The sequence below is a fragment of the Parasphingorhabdus sp. genome (assembly GCF_036964565.1).
GTDB lineage: Bacteria > Pseudomonadota > Alphaproteobacteria > Sphingomonadales > Sphingomonadaceae > Parasphingorhabdus.
This window is the reverse complement of the sequence record NZ_JBALTN010000002.1, coordinates 26,103-42,173: the sequence shown is the minus strand read 5'-3', so window position 1 is coordinate 42,173 and position 16,071 is coordinate 26,103. Positions and strand designations below refer to the sequence as shown.

Sequence of the window (16,071 nt, the reverse complement as noted above, 5' to 3'; positions counted from 1 at the left end):
CTGTTCGCGATCCATGTCGGCAAGCTAGCCGATTTTTGCCGCGCAAGGCAAGCGGTAGCGCGCGCAGCTGCCATTTCCGCATGGCCGTGCGCTTCGCAGGGGCCAAACGCGGCGCAATTGCGGCAAAAAGATTATATTAACACTTCCCCCTTACTGTTGGATAGTGAGACAAATCGATTTGAAAATGTCAGAAGTACGGCGTTCCCATTCCAGGAATTTCCAAGAATCGTTCGCCATCCCCCTGCCGGTCTACCGTGAGTTTATCGACATGCTGTACAGCATGTGGCTGCCGATCTTCGGACTTGGAGCGGTTTTTGTGGGCGTGTGCATTCTGTCTGCGATCCAGCTTGGCCAACCCGGCTTTTATGTTGTCGCCTTCCTTGGTGCAGTTGCGATAAGCCTACGTCTGTCGGCGGTTCGGGCTTACGGCCAGGCTGCACCGCTCGACGACATGGACGGACTGCGGCGATGGGAGCGGCTCTATGCGCTCGGCAATTATGCCTCGGCCGGGCTGCTCGCCGTGCTGAACGTGATGGTTCTCGCTGTCCACGATCCGCTGTTGCAGCTGATTACCGTCAGCCTTGTCTTCAGCTTTGGCGCAGGCGTCGTTGCCCGCACCTCTGTCCGACCTCAGGTCTGCGTCATAAGTCTGCTGCTGGCCGCCGTCCCCACCATCATTGCCCTCGCCGTTCATGCCTTCGATCCGCATGCCGACCCGCTGCACATGGAAATGTTTCTCGTCGAGGCGATGCTCGTCACCATGATAACGGCGCTCAGCCTGCAGACGGTCGCTCACCTCTATCGTACGGCGGTCACTCACCACACGGCCAAGCATGACATGGCGCAGCTCGCCAAGTATGATGCGCTGACCGGTCTTGCCAACCGCCTTCTGTTGCGCGAACGCTTTCAGACCTCGCTGGCTGCGGCGAACCGCAGCGGCCAGATGCTTGCTCTCCACGTACTCGACCTCGACGGGTTCAAGGCGGTCAATGATCGCCACGGGCACCCGGTCGGCGACGAGCTGCTGCAACAGGCCGCCCGCCGGCTTGATGCCATGGTCCGCACCGAAGACACAGTTGCCCGACTCGGCGGCGACGAATTTGTCATACTGCAAACCGGCCTGTTCCACGAAGACGAAGCCAAGATGTTCGCTCGCCGGGTCATTCGCCATCTGAGCCAGCCGTTCGGCGCCAATGACAGCATAACCGGGGTCACAGCAAGCGTCGGCATCGCAACGGTCCCTGATCAAGGCTTCGAGCTCGAACGGTTGCTCGCCTGCGCGGATGCCGCGCTCTACCGGGCCAAGACAAGCGGCAAGGCGCGCGCAAAATTCTGCAACCGCGAGGACCTGGCAAAGGGCAATCTCGCCGCCTGAGCGCGACTGCTCCTCTCGCCACGCACGCCTGTCAGCCGACCACGCCCTCCATCACCGACTTTGCATTGTCCACCCGGATCGCCGCACCGTTGATGAACTTGCTTTCATCCGAGGCAAGAAACAGCACGGTATTGGCAATATCATCCGGTTCGCCCAGCGCACTGGGACCTGGGCTCTCGCTCGCCGGGCGGAGGTCGTCCCGACCGGTGACCTTGGGACCGATGTCAATTACCATCGGCGTCAGGATACCCGCCGGATGGACGCTGTTGCAGCGGATGTTGTATTTGTTGTTGGCACAGTGAACCGCGACGCTGCGCGTCAGGCTCTCGATCGCTCCCTTGGCCATCGCATAGGCGACGACAATCGGCTCGCCGACGATCGAGGCGATCGAGCACATGTTGACAATTGCGCCACCGCCCGATTCTTTCATGGCGGGAACGGCATATTTGCAGCCGTAAAAGGCGCCGTCAGCGCTGACCGCCATGACGAAGCGATATTCCTCGGCGGTCTGCGTCTCGATTGTCCCCGGTTCGACCACACCGGCATTGTTCACCAGAATGTCGAGCTTGCCATGGCGCGACACGACATCGGCGATCAGGTCTTCCCAGCCCTGCTCGTCGCGGACATCCTGAATGTGGAATTCCGCCGCGCTGCCGATCTCTCCCGCTACGCGCTCGCCGTTTTCCGCGTCCATGTCCGTCAGGATCACCGTTGCGCCCTCGCGCGCGAACATGCGCGCGTCAGCCTCCCCCAAACCCTTCGCCGCGCCTGTTATTATTGCCACTTTGCCCTGCAGTCTGCCCATGCTTTATCTCCTCCTGAAATCGTGCGCCCGAAGCTAGGCCCGGTGCGGGACAATAACGACTGATAAAAAGAGGAGAGAGCAGAAATGTACACGTTGGAACAATTGTCCGCGCGCGAGGAAATCCGCGACGTCCTGCATCGCTATTGCAAGGGCATCGACCGCCGGGACTGGTCGCTGGTGCGCTCCTGTTTCGCCGACGACCATGTCCACAAGCATGCCGAATATGAAGGCCCGCCCGACGAGTTCATCGGTTTCGCCAGCCAGGTCCTGGAATTCATCCCGGGGACCCACCATTCGATTTCCAACGTCCATATCGCGCTCTCGGACGACGGCAGCAGCGCCACCACCGAGGCCAATTTTGTCGCCTATCACTATATCGAGGCGGGCCACCCGGAATTTTCTCCGTGCCAGACCCACGGCAAGGCCACTGACTGGATCGTCGCCGGGCGCTATTGTGATCGACTGGAACGCCGGGATGGACGCTGGATCATCGTCCGCCGCGAAGCCTTTCATGACTGGGAACGCTGCGAAGAAGCATCAAGCTCGGCGGTAACGGAGGGCCATCACGCGGCAGCCGCCTAGTCAGTCGATCCGGGTCAGAAAGCTGACCGAGAAACTCGGCTGGGTGGTCCCGGTTGCGGCGGCCATCGTGCCGGTGGGGTTGATCCGGATACCCCGGACATTGGCGTCATAACCGCCCGTACTCGGCGTATAGCTATAGGGTGCCCCGCCCGACGCCTGGCTGGAGAACCGGACCATGGTGCTGGCATTGAAACTGTTGAGGCCGCTGGGCGTAGTGCCGTTGGCAAATTGGACCGGGGACGCTGCATTATAGATCAGGTCCGCCGGCAGAACGTCGGTGATGATGATCGTGCTGGCGTCCACCGGCGCATCGCCGCTGTTGGTCACTCGGATCGTGTAGCGGACCACGGCACCTGGCACCCGCTTCGGCCGGGTGGTGCCGTTGACCGGATCCGAGACCACGACAGAGTCCTTGTCGACCTTCAGAACCGCCGTGACCGGTCCGCGGGTGTTGCGGATCGTGCAGCTGATGACATCGCCGATCGCCGGGGTGAAAATGACATCGATCGCCGCCGGCAGCACCGTCGGCGAACCGGTATAGGCATTGCTGCAGCTCAGGCTTTTCACATAACGCGCCAGATCGGTCGTTCCGGCAGCCGCTTCATCCAGCCGGTAGGCGGTGCCAGCGGTCAGCTGGGTCAGCGGCACGGCGCCACCGGTGATCGTGGTCCCGGTTCCCGAGCTTGTCGCGTTGGCCACAACCGTGGTGCCCTGACGGATGCGCACCTGGAACTGGTCGGTGGCAAATATCCGGCCTCCTGTTCCCAGCTGCTTGTTGACTGCAACATGGGGAAAGGGCGCGTTGTTGAACGTGCAGCGGATGACATCGCCAAAGTCGAGCGACCCGAAATCATAGCTGCTGGTCTGGAGATTGTTCGGGAGCACCGTCGCAGAACCGGGCGTGCTGTTGAGACAGGTCAGGGACGGACGATAGCGGCTGAAAGCGCTCACGCTGCCGGTCGCCATGCTTTCCTTCAGCGTGAGCGGGATACCAGAGGCGGTGGAGATCACGGCCGCGGTAAACGGGCCGTTGCCGGTACCCGTGGTCGTACCCGAGGCGAGCGCTGTCCCCGACGATGTCGAGGTGATCTCGAAGCGGAACTGGTCGGCCGCGTTCACACGGGCGCCGGTGATCGTCTTGTTCAGCGTGATCGACGCAAAGCGGACGGCGAACATGACCCCCTGCAAGCCGCTGCCCTGCATCCGGGCGGTAACGGTGCTCGGCTTGTTGCTGGCCGCAATATAGCTGCCCATCGAACCGGTCTGGCCACCCCCTGATTCGCGCAGGGTGGTGGTGTTGATTCCGGTCAGGACGGGGAACTGGCTGCCGCTGGTGGGCGGCACCGCATCGAGTATCTGCCACGGCGAACCATTGGTCGTGAACTCCAGATATTCGCTGTTGTCGGTCGATTCGGCATCGGCGGCGACAAAGGCGAAATTCGTGATCGAAGCCACACCCGGCGGAGGAATGATGGCAATATTGGAAAAGGTAAACGTAACAAGCGAGCCGTTGGTGTTCATGTAGAGGATCGGGCGGCCCGGAATATTGAGAAACGAGGAATTGCCGACCGCTGCGCCGGTCCAGCTGGGCGCGGTGGTGGCGGTGGCGGCTGTTGCCGTGCTGCTCGCCGCCTTCAGGTTGAAGGTCAGCGTCGAACCGTCGGAGAGGGTGAAGGAAAAATTCTGGCCGGCGGCCGTCCGGGCGGTTGCGTCATTATAGCTGGTCAGGTCCAGCCAGCAGTAGGTTTGCCAGGCTGCGGGCGCGGCACCCTGCGCACCCGCCCGCGAACAAGTCGCAGCCTCGGCCGCGCTGCCGCCGGCCGCAACCGACGCTGCCAAGATTGCGAAAGCCGCAAGCAAGAATCTGGTAATGCGCTGCACTGGTCTGTTCCCACATCAGAAAAAAACCGGACGCAACAACATGTTGCGGAACACGGTCATCAACCGCCTTAGCCGCACCATACTTAATTTTCCGTGAAAAACCCGCTTGTTAGCGGGTTGTTCGCCTATCCGACGATTTCGTCACCGCTGAAGAAATAGGCGATTTCGATTGCCGCATTTTCTTCGCTGTCGCTGCCGTGCACCGTATTCGCTTCCAGGCTTTCGGCCAGTTCCTTGCGGATCGTGCCGGGAGCCGCGTCCGCCGGATTGGTCGCGCCCATGATATCGCGGTTGCGTTGCATGGCATCTTCGCCTTCCAGGACCTGGACGACGCAGGGGCCACTGATCATGAAATCGACCAGTTCGCCGAAAAACGGCCGTTCCTTGTGCACGGCGTAAAAGCCTTCGGCCTGGGCCTGGGTCATGTGGATGCGCTTGGATGCGACAACGCGCAGTCCGGCCTCTTCCAGCATCTTGGTCACGGCACCGGTGATGTTGCGGCGAGTGGCGTCGGGTTTAATGATCGAAAATGTCCGTGTCACGGCCATGATATTGCTCCATAAATTTCGGGATGGTCAAACTTTGCGCCGCCCTTAGCCGCTGCACTGCAACATGGCAAGTTTTCGATTTTCGCGCTAGTTCTTGCCGCCAGCCATCACGGTCGCGATCGTCCCGCCATCGGGGGATGCATTGGCGGAAATATGGACGCCCTCGCCATTCGCGCGTTCGCCGCCGATCATCTGCATGTCCCCCGACCTGACTTCGCTTGTGACATCTATGCCTTTTGATTTCAGCTGCTTGCGATAAAATGCGATCACGTCCTCGACGCTGTCCCCGGTCTGGAACACAAGCATAGCGCCGGACTGGCCGTCGCCGGTGCCCGTCATGCTGCTCTGCACCGCCGCCCCGGGGTACAGCGTGATGCCCATCGGCAGGTCGCCAAGCGCCCTGTCGCCGGTTGCGATCCTCACTTCGCCCTTGTCCGACTGGATCACGGTCTCGCTGTTCTCGTCGTTGCCGCGGACCGAATAGCTGCCGGCGTTGCCATCGCCGTCGTCGAATGTGCCGGAGGCCGTTTCGCTGTCGTTACCGCCACAGGCGGCCAGGGTGATGGCAAAAGTCGCGGTCAGGATCAGATGTTTGGACATGCAGGAGCTCCGGATAAGTCGCGCGACCGGGAGCGGTATCTAGCGAAAATCCGGAACCTTGGCAATCATGGACCTTCAACCCAACGGCCGCCATCCTGCTTCCAGTAGCGGGGCGTGGCGACGTCGCTGGCCGTCAGCTGGCGCCAGACGCTGCGCGCGTGATCGATCTGCGCGGCCGTAAACAGCAGAAAGGCACGCTCGAAGGCCATCGCTTCGTCCCGCCACCGGCCGTCCGCGAGAATGATATAGGACGCGCCGTTCGCCGCTTCGCACGTGTCGGAAATCAGGATCGGCTGGGCGGTCGCGGCCGCCGATTCGGCCCGGTCGTGCGCCAGGAAGCTGGTCGGCGGTTCGGCCGACCAAAGTGCGTCGCTGAGCGCCTGGCCCTCCTCGGCCACCAGCAGAACCCGCTTTCCGACATCCAGAGACTTGCTCGCCAGCAGCGGCACCAGTTTTTCCACCGGATCGCGGGTCAGGTGGTAGAAATCAACCTGCACCGGATCCCTTCCGGGCCAACCCGTTCCAGCCTTGTGGCCGAGGCACCCGCACGATCAATCCTCGAGTTGGTCGGCAACATACTGGTTGAGCAGGCGAACGCCATATCCCGTGGCCCCCTTGTCCCAAACCGGCCCGGGCTTGTCCGCCCAGACCATGCCGGCAATATCAAGATGCGCCCATTTCACGCCATCCTGAACGAAGCGCTTGAGAAACTGCGCCGCCGTGATCGACCCGGCACCGCGTGGGCCCACATTTTTCATGTCGGCGATCGGCGAATTGATCAGCTTGTCGTACGCGGGGCCGACCGGAAGCCGCCAGAGCGGGTCACCAGCGTCCTTGCCAGCATCGATCAGATCTTCGGCGAGTTCATCATCATTGCTGAAACAGCCGGCATGTTCATTGCCCAGCGCGATGATCATCGCACCCGTCAGTGTCGCCAGATCAATCAGCACGTCCGGCTTGAAGGTTTCCTGCGTCCAGTGCATCGCATCGCACAAGACCAGACGTCCCTCGGCGTCGGTGTTGATCACTTCGATCGTCTGCCCGTTCATGCTGGTCACGACATCGCCCGGACGCTGAGCCTTGCCATCCGGCATGTTCTCGACGAGCCCGCAGACACCGACGACATGGGCCTTGGCCTTGCGGCCGGCGAGCGCCTTCATGGTTCCCGCGACGGCGCCAGCACCGCCCATATCCCATTTCATTTCTTCCATGCCGGCACCGGGCTTCAGGGAAATTCCGCCCGTGTCAAAGGTGACGCCCTTGCCGACCAGAGCCAGCGGTGTCTTCTGTGCGCCATTGGTACCGTCCCAGCGCATGGCCAGCAAACGGGGCGGCCGCTCGGACCCCTGCGACACACCAAGCAGCGCACCCATGCCGAGTTCCTCCATTTCGTCCCAGCCCAGCACGGTGAATTCCACACCAAGGTCCTTCAGTTCCTCGCAGCGGGCGACAAAGCTTTCGGGGTAGATTGCGTTTGCCGGCTCGGCGACAAGCTCGCGTGTCAGGGCAACCCCGTCGGCCACCGCCGACAGGTCCTGCCACACCTTGGCGTCTCCGAGCTGCTGATCGAGGACCGTGATTTGTTCCAGCGTGACCTTTTGCTTGTCGGGCATGGTCGTTCGATATTTGTCGTGCCGCCAGCTGCGCAGCTTTGCGCCGAACAGGAATTTTGCCAGATGCTCGTGATCAAGACCAGAGGCTTCCACCACGGCATGTTTGGAGCCCGATGCGAGAATCTTGGCGATGGCCGATCCGCCCGCAGATTCCGCATCGCTTGCCTTGCCCTCGCCCAATCCGGTCAGGACGATACGGAGAACAGCATCCCCCTGATTGACGAAAATTTCAAAGACTTCGCCGAGCTTCCCTTCGAACCGGGCCGCTTGTGCGCCTGCCTTCACTGTTTTTGCCTGTTCCAGATTGAGCTCCAGTCCGTCCAGTCCGTTTTTGGTGACGGCGAAGATGATCGCATCAGCGTCTGCAGGCCGTTCGTCGGCAAAAGTGAAATTCATGGGAAAACTGTCCTTATTTTATGTGCTGAGCAGTGAAAGCCAGTGGCTTCACTCATCGATCCGACTCCATCCTGAAGCGACCGACATTTTCAAATTGTGCGGCGTTGCTGCACCGTCTTGGTTTTTTGGTCAAGCGTCTGTTCATCAGAATCTGTCAAAGAAAATTTGCAGACCACGCCAACTGGTGCAATAGGCGATCGAAAGACGGGCAGTGAAACATTCGATGCTGTCCAGGTATGGGGTTAATACAGGTTGAGCCAGTCGATGAAATCTTCCCTCGCCCTATTGACCCTGTCGCTCGTCGCCCTTGGGCCCGAGCATGCTATTGGCCAGACACAGGAAGGCGCTGCGGTGGCCCCCGATCAGCAGGACGACGAAATCGAGTTTGCAGCCGATACTATCGACTATGACTTTGAAAATGATGTGGTCACTGCCAAGGGCAATGTGGTTCTCAATCGCGATGGCTATAATCTGCGCGCCGACCAGGTCGTCTGGAACCGGAAGACCGGGGCGGTCGTGGCAGACGGAAATATCCGGTCGACGAGCCCCGATGGCGATGTCGCCTATGGGGACCGTATTGTCCTGACGGATAGCTTGCGCGACGGAGCAGTCGACAATCTGTTGTTGGTGCTGGAAGACGGCAGCCGGTTGGCGGCACGTCGGAGCGAGCGATTTGCCGACGGCTCTCTTGCGCTCTATAATGCGGCCTACACGGCCTGTGCAGTGACCACCGAAGAGGGATGCCCGAGAAATCCGAGCTGGCAGATAAAGGCCGTCAAGGTGATGTACGATCCCGTCAAGAAACGGGTAAAATATCAGGGCGCCCGCATTGAGATTTTTGGCCTGCCTGTCATTCCTCTGCCGGGCCTCTCCCATCCGATCAGTGACGAGAACCGAAGCGGCATTCTCGTTCCCGATGTCAAGTTCGACACGGTCAACGGCGTTGGCGTGACGGTACCCTATTATATCAGCATCGCCCCCAATCAGGATGCCACGATCACCACGCAAGTGTTCACCGATGTCGCGCCACTGGTTAGCGGTGCCTTTCGCAATCTGGACGAGAAAGGCGCGTTTCAGCTTACTGGCTATGCGACCTATGGTTCACGAATTCCCACCGGTATATCGCAGCTTCCACTAAATTCGGAAAAGGACTTTCGGGGCTATTTCGAAACCAGCGGCCGTTTTCGGCTGAACGACAAGTGGACGGTCTCCCAGTCCGCCCGTATCGTGTCGGATCGGACCTTTCTGAGGCGCTATGACATCAGCGATGATGACAGCCTTCGCTCCACCATCAATGTCGAGCGCATCAGCAACAGCAGCTATTTTTCGCTGGCCGGATGGGCGTTTCAGACCCTGCGAGTGAACGATCCGCAAAACCGCGTACCGGTGGCCTTGCCCGTGCTGGACTATCGCAAGCGGTTCGACGAACCCGTGCTCGGGGGACGGCTGGAAGTTCAGGCCAACAGCCTGGCAATCGGACGCAGCGAAGGTCAGGATACCCAGCGCGCCTTCGCCTCTGGGCGCTGGGACATGAGAAAGCTCACCCGATGGGGCCAGGAGATAACCCTGACCGGTCTGGTACGCGGCGATGTATATCACAGCGATGACAATGCCCTCAACGAAACCGCCATTTATCGGGGTCAGAGCGGCTGGGAAACTCGCGCCATCGCGACGGCGGCGATTGACCTGAAATGGCCGCTGATCGGCGAAGCTTTTGGTGGCACCCAGACCATCACTCCGCGCTTTCAGATCGTTGCCACTCCCGGCCTGGCCAATCTGTCGGTGCCGAACGAAGATTCCCGCGCAGTGGATCTCGAGGACAGCAACCTGTTCGCCCTCAACCGCTTCCCTGGCTATGACCGTTACGAGGACAATGTCCGGGCGACCTATGGACTGGAATGGGAGATCAATCGGCCCAACCTGCAGGTCAACGTGATAGTCGGCCAAAGCTACCGGCTCGAGAACAACAATAATATCGTCCCGGAAGGCACGGGTCTCTCGGACCGGTTCTCGGATATCGTGGGACGCACCAATGTCCGTTTCAAGGATATCGTGAAATTCACGCATCGCTATCGGCTCGACAAGGACAATCTGGCCGTCCGCCGTAATGAAATTGACGCTACCGTCGGGACAAGCGGAACTTATGCGCAGATTGGCTATCTGCGGTTGAACCGGAACATCGGACAGGGGCTGGAAGACCTGAGGGATCGCGAAGAAGTTCGGGTTGGCGGTCGCTTTCAAATCGACAATTACTGGTCCGTCTTTGGTTCGGCCATCATCGACCTGACCGATCGGAGCGAAGATCCCATATCCGTGGCCGACGGATATGATCCGGTCAGGCACCGCCTCGGTGTCGCCTATGATGACGGCTGTCTTTCGATGGGTGTCACCTGGCGTTACGACTATGAAAACACAGGCGACGCGCGGCGCGGCAGTACTTTCCTGTTCCGGCTGGCCTTGCGCAATCTGGGCGTGTAAAGGACCTTGAAAGGGGCTGGTCCGCTCATATGGGGTTCAGCACATATTTGCTATTGGCAGCATGAAATTTACTCTTTGCAGTTGAAAAGAAACAAAAATGAATCTTTTGCGTATGAAAATCCGGAGTTTCAAAACCAAGGCGGTGTTGCTCACCGGGCTGGCCGTGGCGGGTGCATCGCCCTCTGTCAGCCAGACGGTCGCGGATACGTCATTGCCGCAAACCGGATTGGATATTCCCGACGAGTTGACCATCTTCGGCAAGAATGACCCAAATATTCGCCGCGCCACCGCAATCGTCAATGGCGATATCATTACCGGCACCGACGTCAGCCATCGCCTGGCCCTGATAGTTGCCGCAAACGGTGGCGAAGTCTCCGACGAGGAGAGACAGCGCTTGCGCCTGCAGGTGTTGCGGAACCTGATCGACGAAACGCTTCAGATCCAGGAAGCCGAAGCGAATGAAATCATGATTGCAGATGAAGAGGTTGAAGCCACTTTTCAACAGGTAGCCCAGCAGAACTTCAAACAGGACCTGAACGCCTTCGATCAATATTTGCGCACGCAGGGTTCTTCCACGGATACGCTGAAACGCCAGATCAAGGGAGAGCTTGCCTGGAGCCGGTTGCTCCGCCGCAACATCCAGCCGTTCATCAATGTCGGTGACGAAGAGGTCAACGCGATTATCGAACGCCTGAATGCTTCCAAAGGCACCAATGAATATCGCATTGGCGAAATCTATATGGCAGCATCCCCCGAAACTGCGCCGCAAGTTGCCGAGAATATGCGGAAAATACTGGAGCAGATTCGCTCGGGCGGATCGTTTGTCGCATATGCCCGACAGTTCTCTGAAGCTTCGACTGCTGCGACCGGCGGCGACCTTGGCTGGGTTCGTCCTGCCCAGTTGCCGCAAAGCCTCGCCGATGCTGCCGAGCAAATGCAGGTCGGGCAGGTTGTTGGCCCTGTCGAGGTGCCGGGCGGGTTTTCCATTCTTTATCTGATCGATTCCCGTCAGGTTCTAACCGCCGATCCCCGCAACGCGTTGCTCAGTCTCAAGCAGCTGGCGATCAGTTTTCCGGAGGGAATCACCGAAGCGCAAGCATCCGCACAGGCCGCGAAATTTTCTGCCGAGACGCAGGCGATCAAAGGCTGTGGCGCTGCCAATGAAGTGGCTGCCCGGCTTGGGGCGAGCGTCGTCGATAACGATCAGGTCAAACTTCGGGACCTTCCTGCCGCATTGCAGGGCGCAATTGCAGAGCTGCAAATCGGCCAAGCAAGCCTGCCTTTCGGAACCGTGCAAGATGGTGTGCGTGTGCTGATCCTTTGCGGGCGGGATGATCCGCAAAGCGCTGCCGCGCCGTCCTTCGATGCGATCATGTCTCGACTTGAAAATGACCGGGTCAACAAACGGGCGCAAATCTATTTGCGCGATCTTAGACGCGACGCCATCATCGAATATAACTAAGGGTCGAGCGGGTGACCAAGCCCTTTGCCATTTCTTGCGGCGATCCCGCCGGCGTCGGTCCGGAAATCATCGGCAAGAGCTGGCAAAAGCGCGAAGCGTCGGGGCTGCAGCCGTTTTTCGCGGTCGGGAATTTCGCCGATTTCCAGAATCTATCGGGCATTCCCGTGCGAAAAATCGACCAGCCGATCGACGCCGATGCATGCTTCAGCGACGCATTGCCGGTACTGCATATTCATGAAGCGGCGGCCGCGGTGCCGGGCGACGCCACGCTTGACGGGGCGCAGTGCGCTCTCCATGCGTTGGAGATAGCGTGCGGCCTGGCCCGGTCGGGAGACGCCGGCGCTGTGATCACCGCACCCGTTTCCAAGGCGCAGCTCTACAAAATCGGTTTTCGCTATCCCGGCCAGACGGAATTCGTGTCCGAACGCTGCGGCATCGCGAGAGAAAATGCATTGATGATGCTGGCCGGTCCGAGCCTGCGGGTCATCCCGATGACAACCCATATTGCCTTCAGGGACGTGCCCGAGCATTTTACCGAAGGACTTATCCTGTCCTGCGCCCGGGCTGCGAAGAAAGCGATGATCAGGAATTTTGGTATTGCAAACCCGCGTATCGCGATTTGCGGACTCAACCCGCACGCCGGTGAGAACGGAAACCTCGGCGACGAAGAACAGCTGATCATGCGTCCGGCAATAGACAAGCTGCGCGATCAGGGAATGGACATCACCGATCCACTTCCGGCCGACACCATGTTCCACGAGGAAGCGCGGAGCAAATATGACGTCGCGCTTTGCCCCTATCATGATCAGGCCCTGATTCCTCTGAAGACCCTGCACTTCTTTGATGGCGTAAACATCACGCTGGGACTGCCGATTGTCCGCACGTCTCCCGACCATGGCACCGCCTTCAACATTGCCGGCCAGGATATCGCCGATCCGCGTTCGATGATTGCCGCGATCCAGATGGCTGCCACGGCCGTCACCAATCGCCAGAATCACCACCGTTGAAAGAGCGCGCAGCCCTGCCCCCGCTGCGGGAGGTGATCAAGAAACACGGACTGTCGGCCAACAAGGCGCTCGGCCAGAATTTCCTGTTCGACATGCAGCTGCTCGACCGGATTGCCGCGGTTCCCGGTGATCTCAATGGGCAGACGGTCTTCGAAGTGGGACCAGGACCGGGCGGCCTGACCCGGGCTCTGCTCCAGGCCGGCGCGCGGGTAACGGCGGTGGAACGGGATCGCCGCTGTCTGCCGGCGCTGGCAGAGCTGGGCGAGCATTTTTCGGACCAGCTCGAGGTGATCGACGATGACGCGATGAGGGTCGACCTGGCCAGCCTGTTTGACGCTCCCTTTCATATCGTATCCAACCTGCCCTATAATGTTGGTTCGGCGCTATTAATCAAGTGGCTGTCCGAACCGCAGTGGCCGCCGCAATGGCAGTCGCTGACCCTGATGTTCCAGCGCGAGGTCGCCGACCGGATCGTCGCGCGCGAGGCCAGCGAGGCCTACGGGCGGCTGACGATCTTGGCGCAGTGGCGCTGCAACGCGAGGCTGGCGATGACCGTGCATCGGTCGGCCTTTACGCCACCACCGAAGGTGATGTCGGCGATCGTGCATCTGACTCCCAAGGCCCAGCCGGAAGGCGTCCATCCCAGGGTTCTGGCCGATCTTACCCAAGCGGCCTTCGGGCAGCGCCGCAAGATGCTCCGGCAGAGCCTGAAGGGCGTGGCCGGTGCGTTGGAAGCATTGGAAGCTCTTGGCATCGACAGCGCCCGGCGGCCGGAAACGGTGAGCGTCGACGAATTTGTCGCCATCGCCCGCCTGCTGACGCCAGCCGCCTAGCCGGCCGCCTTCAGCTTCCGCCGGTAGGCATGAAGCAGCGGTTCGGTATAGCCGCTCGGCTGCTCGACGCCCTTGAACACCAGATCGCGGGCCGCCTGAAACGCCAAGCTGTCATCGGGATTGGATGCCATTGGCCGGTACAGCGGATCGCCTTCGTTCTGACCATCGACCTTGGCCGCCATCCGCAACAGCGCGGCGTCGACCTGCTCGGCCGAACAGACGCCGTGCAGCATCCAGTTGGCCATATGCTGCGACGAGATGCGCAAGGTCGCACGGTCTTCCATCAGGCCGACATCGTTGATGTCGGGGACCTTGGAGCAGCCGATGCCCTGGTCGATCCAGCGCACCACATAGCCCAAAATGCCTTGCGCGTTATTGTCCAGTTCGTGCTCGATTTCCTCGTCCGACCAGTTGTGGCCGTCGGCAAGCGGGATGGTCAGCAGCTTTTCGAGCGGGGCGATGCCCTCGCCCGCGACTTCCTTCTGCCGGTCGAAGACATTGACCCGGTGATAGTGGATCGCGTGCAGCGTCGCCGCGGTGGGGCTGGGTACCCAGGCGGTATTGGCACCGGTCATCGGGTGGCCGATCTTCTGTTCCATCATGTCGGCCATCATGTCCGGGGCGGCCCACATGCCCTTGCCGATCTGCGCCTTGCCGGACATGCCGCAGGCAAGGCCGATGGCGACGTTGCGCTGTTCGTAGGCGGTGATCCAGTCGCTCTTCTTGATGTCACCCTTGGCGAGCATCGCACCGGCCTGCATCGAGGTGTGGATTTCATCGCCGGTGCGGTCGAGGAAGCCGGTGTTGATGAACACCACCCGGTCTTTCACCGCATGAATACAGGCGGCGAGATTGGCCGAGGTTCGGCGCTCCTCGTCCATCACGCCGACCTTGATCGTGTTGCGGTCGAGACCCAGCATGTCTTCCACCGCATCGAACAGATCATTGGTGAAGGCGCATTCTTCGGGGCCGTGCATCTTCGGTTTCACGATATAGATCGAACCGGCGCGGCTGTTGCGCAGATCGCCCAAACCCTTGATATCGTGCATTGCGATCAGGCTGGTAAAGACGCCGTCGAGCAGGCCTTCCGGCGCTTCCGAGCCATCGGCCAGCAGCACCGCCGGATTGGTCATCAGGTGGCCGACATTGCGGACGAACATCAAGCTGCGGCCTTGTAGCGTGAAAGCCTTGCCGTCGAGATCGACATAGTCCCGGTCCGGGTTGGCCTTGCGTTCGACGGTCTTTCCGCCCTTTGCAAAGGATGCGTCGAGATCTCCCCGCATCAGACCCAGCCAGTTGCTATATGCCAAGGCCTTGTCCTCGGCGTCGACGGCGGCGACCGAATCTTCCATATCAATGATCGTGGTCAAGGCCGATTCCAGCACAACGTCGGCAATATGTGCGGGATCGTCCTTGCCGATCGGACTGTTTGCATCGATCACCACTTCGGCGTGCAACCCGTTGTGGCGCAGCAGAAAGGAATCGCCATTGCGGCCGACCAGTTGCCCGGGATCGGCAAGTGTCAGTTCGCCGCCAGCATAGTCGGCCCATTTACCCGTTGCGAGCGGGAAGGCTTCGTCCAAGAAGGCCTTTGCCGCCGTGATCACCGCGGCGCCGCGGTGCGGGTCATAGCCGCCCGGTTTTGCTGGCGGCGCATCCAGGGCGTCTGTTCCGTAGAATGCGTCATACAGACTGCCCCACCGCGCATTGGCTGCGTTCAGGACGAAGCGGTCGTTGAGCGACGGCACCACCAGTTGCGGTCCCGCCATGGTCGCGATTTCCGGGTCCACATTTTCGGTCGTGATGGCGAAGGGAGCCGGTTCGTCGACCAGATAGCCGATTTCCTTCAAAAACCCCTGATATTCAGCCTGATCAACAGCCTGTCCCTTGTGGTCGACATGCCAGGCGTCGATCCGTGCCTGCAGTTGATCCCGCTTGGCCAGCAGTTCGGCATTGCGGGGCGCAAATCTTGCGAGCAATGCGGAAAAATCCTGCCAGAACTTCGTGCCGTCCACGCCGGTTCCGGGCAAGGCGCGATCGTTGACGAAATCAAACAGTTCCTGGGCGATCTGGATATCGTTCTGGCTGACATATTCGGACATTTTTCTTCCTCGTTTCAATCTATCAATCCGGGCTTACAGATTGCTCTGCAAGAGTTCAAAATTTTCCGGGGAGGAATCGCTGCCGTCTATGGCGGCTCTTGTTCGCGCTGTAAATGGGAGGGGCCAAAAGGAAACTACCGGCGACGAACTTTACAAACTTTACAAGGTTATAGGAATCTTTCTTTCCACTGTAGATTCTGCCCTAAAATCTTTGATAAACAAATGGTTGGCCAATATTGCTGGCAAGCAGGGCAGTTTCCGGCAATCCGTAGTCTTTGTCCAACAATTGCTCTTGGTCATATCCGGTGCTCCTGAAACAAAGGCCGCCTGACCCTGCAGGCGATACGCATCGCAAGCCTATCAATCCGCGCCGATGTAGGACAGACTTT

General features: G+C 60.0%; 14 protein-coding genes. 7 read left to right on the top strand and 7 right to left on the bottom strand.

Features of this window, described 5'->3' with window-relative positions; genetic code table 11:
- The first annotated feature begins 184 nt into the window (after window positions 1–184).
- On the top strand, window positions 185–1,375 hold the full coding sequence (locus V7650_RS02220) for a GGDEF domain-containing protein (RefSeq protein ID WP_335654609.1): 1,191 nt from the start codon (window positions 185–187) through the stop codon (window positions 1,373–1,375).
- 31 nt (window positions 1,376–1,406) lie between these two features.
- On the opposite strand, the gene V7650_RS02215 is transcribed toward V7650_RS02220, so the two are convergent.
- Window positions 1,407–2,180, bottom strand: a complete 774-nt coding sequence (locus V7650_RS02215) for an SDR family oxidoreductase (protein WP_335654608.1) — start codon at window positions 2,178–2,180, stop codon at window positions 1,407–1,409.
- Window positions 2,181–2,264: 84 nt separating this feature from the next.
- Between V7650_RS02215 and V7650_RS02210 the strand changes: the two genes are divergently transcribed.
- Window positions 2,265–2,762 carry a nuclear transport factor 2 family protein gene (locus tag V7650_RS02210; protein ID WP_335654607.1) on the top strand — a complete coding sequence of 166 codons (498 nt, stop codon included), beginning with the start codon at window positions 2,265–2,267 and terminating at the stop codon, window positions 2,760–2,762.
- Here V7650_RS02210 and V7650_RS02205 read toward each other — a convergent pair whose 3' ends face one another.
- From V7650_RS02205 to V7650_RS02185, 5 genes are all read right to left on the bottom strand, one after another.
- Window positions 2,763–4,601: a CshA/CshB family fibrillar adhesin-related protein gene (locus tag V7650_RS02205; protein ID WP_335654606.1), complete on the bottom strand. Its 1,839-nt coding sequence runs from the start codon at window positions 4,599–4,601 to the stop codon at window positions 2,763–2,765.
- A gap of 167 nt (window positions 4,602–4,768) precedes the next feature.
- The gene (gene ndk / locus V7650_RS02200) at window positions 4,769–5,191 is read right to left on the bottom strand and encodes a nucleoside-diphosphate kinase (protein ID WP_335654605.1); all 423 of its coding nucleotides are present in this window, start codon (window positions 5,189–5,191) and stop codon (window positions 4,769–4,771) included.
- An 87-nt stretch (window positions 5,192–5,278) separates the two neighbouring features.
- On the bottom strand, window positions 5,279–5,791 hold the full coding sequence (locus tag V7650_RS02195) for a hypothetical protein (RefSeq protein ID WP_335654604.1): 513 nt from the start codon (window positions 5,789–5,791) through the stop codon (window positions 5,279–5,281).
- 65 nt (window positions 5,792–5,856) lie between these two features.
- Entirely contained in the window at window positions 5,857–6,288 is a 432-nt protein-coding gene (locus V7650_RS02190) for a DNA polymerase III subunit chi (RefSeq protein WP_335654603.1), read from the bottom strand.
- A gap of 54 nt (window positions 6,289–6,342) precedes the next feature.
- A complete protein-coding gene (locus tag V7650_RS02185; protein ID WP_335654602.1) occupies window positions 6,343–7,800 on the bottom strand; it encodes a leucyl aminopeptidase in 1,458 nt (485 codons plus the stop codon).
- A gap of 264 nt (window positions 7,801–8,064) precedes the next feature.
- On the opposite strand from V7650_RS02185, the gene V7650_RS02180 reads away from it, so the two are divergent.
- The 4 genes from V7650_RS02180 to rsmA all read left to right on the top strand — a co-directional run bounded on the left by V7650_RS02180 (window position 8,065) and on the right by rsmA (window position 13,580).
- On the top strand, window positions 8,065–10,278 hold the full coding sequence (locus V7650_RS02180; RefSeq protein ID WP_335654601.1) for an LPS-assembly protein LptD: 2,214 nt from the start codon (window positions 8,065–8,067) through the stop codon (window positions 10,276–10,278).
- Between the two features lie 97 nt (window positions 10,279–10,375).
- Window positions 10,376–11,740, top strand: coding sequence for a peptidylprolyl isomerase (locus V7650_RS02175; protein WP_335654600.1), 1,365 nt, complete (start codon window positions 10,376–10,378; stop codon window positions 11,738–11,740).
- A gap of 11 nt (window positions 11,741–11,751) precedes the next feature.
- Entirely contained in the window at window positions 11,752–12,747 is a 996-nt protein-coding gene (pdxA, locus tag V7650_RS02170) for a 4-hydroxythreonine-4-phosphate dehydrogenase PdxA (protein WP_335654599.1), read from the top strand.
- On the top strand, window positions 12,744–13,580 hold the full coding sequence (gene rsmA / locus V7650_RS02165; RefSeq protein WP_335654598.1) for a 16S rRNA (adenine(1518)-N(6)/adenine(1519)-N(6))-dimethyltransferase RsmA: 837 nt from the start codon (window positions 12,744–12,746) through the stop codon (window positions 13,578–13,580). Before pdxA ends, rsmA begins: the two co-directional genes overlap by 4 nt.
- On the opposite strand, the gene V7650_RS02160 is transcribed toward rsmA, so the two are convergent.
- Window positions 13,577–15,682, bottom strand: a complete 2,106-nt coding sequence (locus V7650_RS02160; RefSeq protein ID WP_335654597.1) for a malate synthase G — start codon at window positions 15,680–15,682, stop codon at window positions 13,577–13,579. The genes rsmA and V7650_RS02160 overlap by 4 nt on opposite strands.
- Window positions 15,683–15,770: 88 nt before the next feature.
- Here V7650_RS02160 and V7650_RS02155 point away from each other — a divergent pair, with 88 nt between their 5' ends.
- On the top strand, window positions 15,771–16,013 hold the full coding sequence (locus tag V7650_RS02155) for a hypothetical protein (protein WP_335654596.1): 243 nt from the start codon (window positions 15,771–15,773) through the stop codon (window positions 16,011–16,013).
- The last annotated feature ends 58 nt before the right edge of the window (window positions 16,014–16,071 follow it).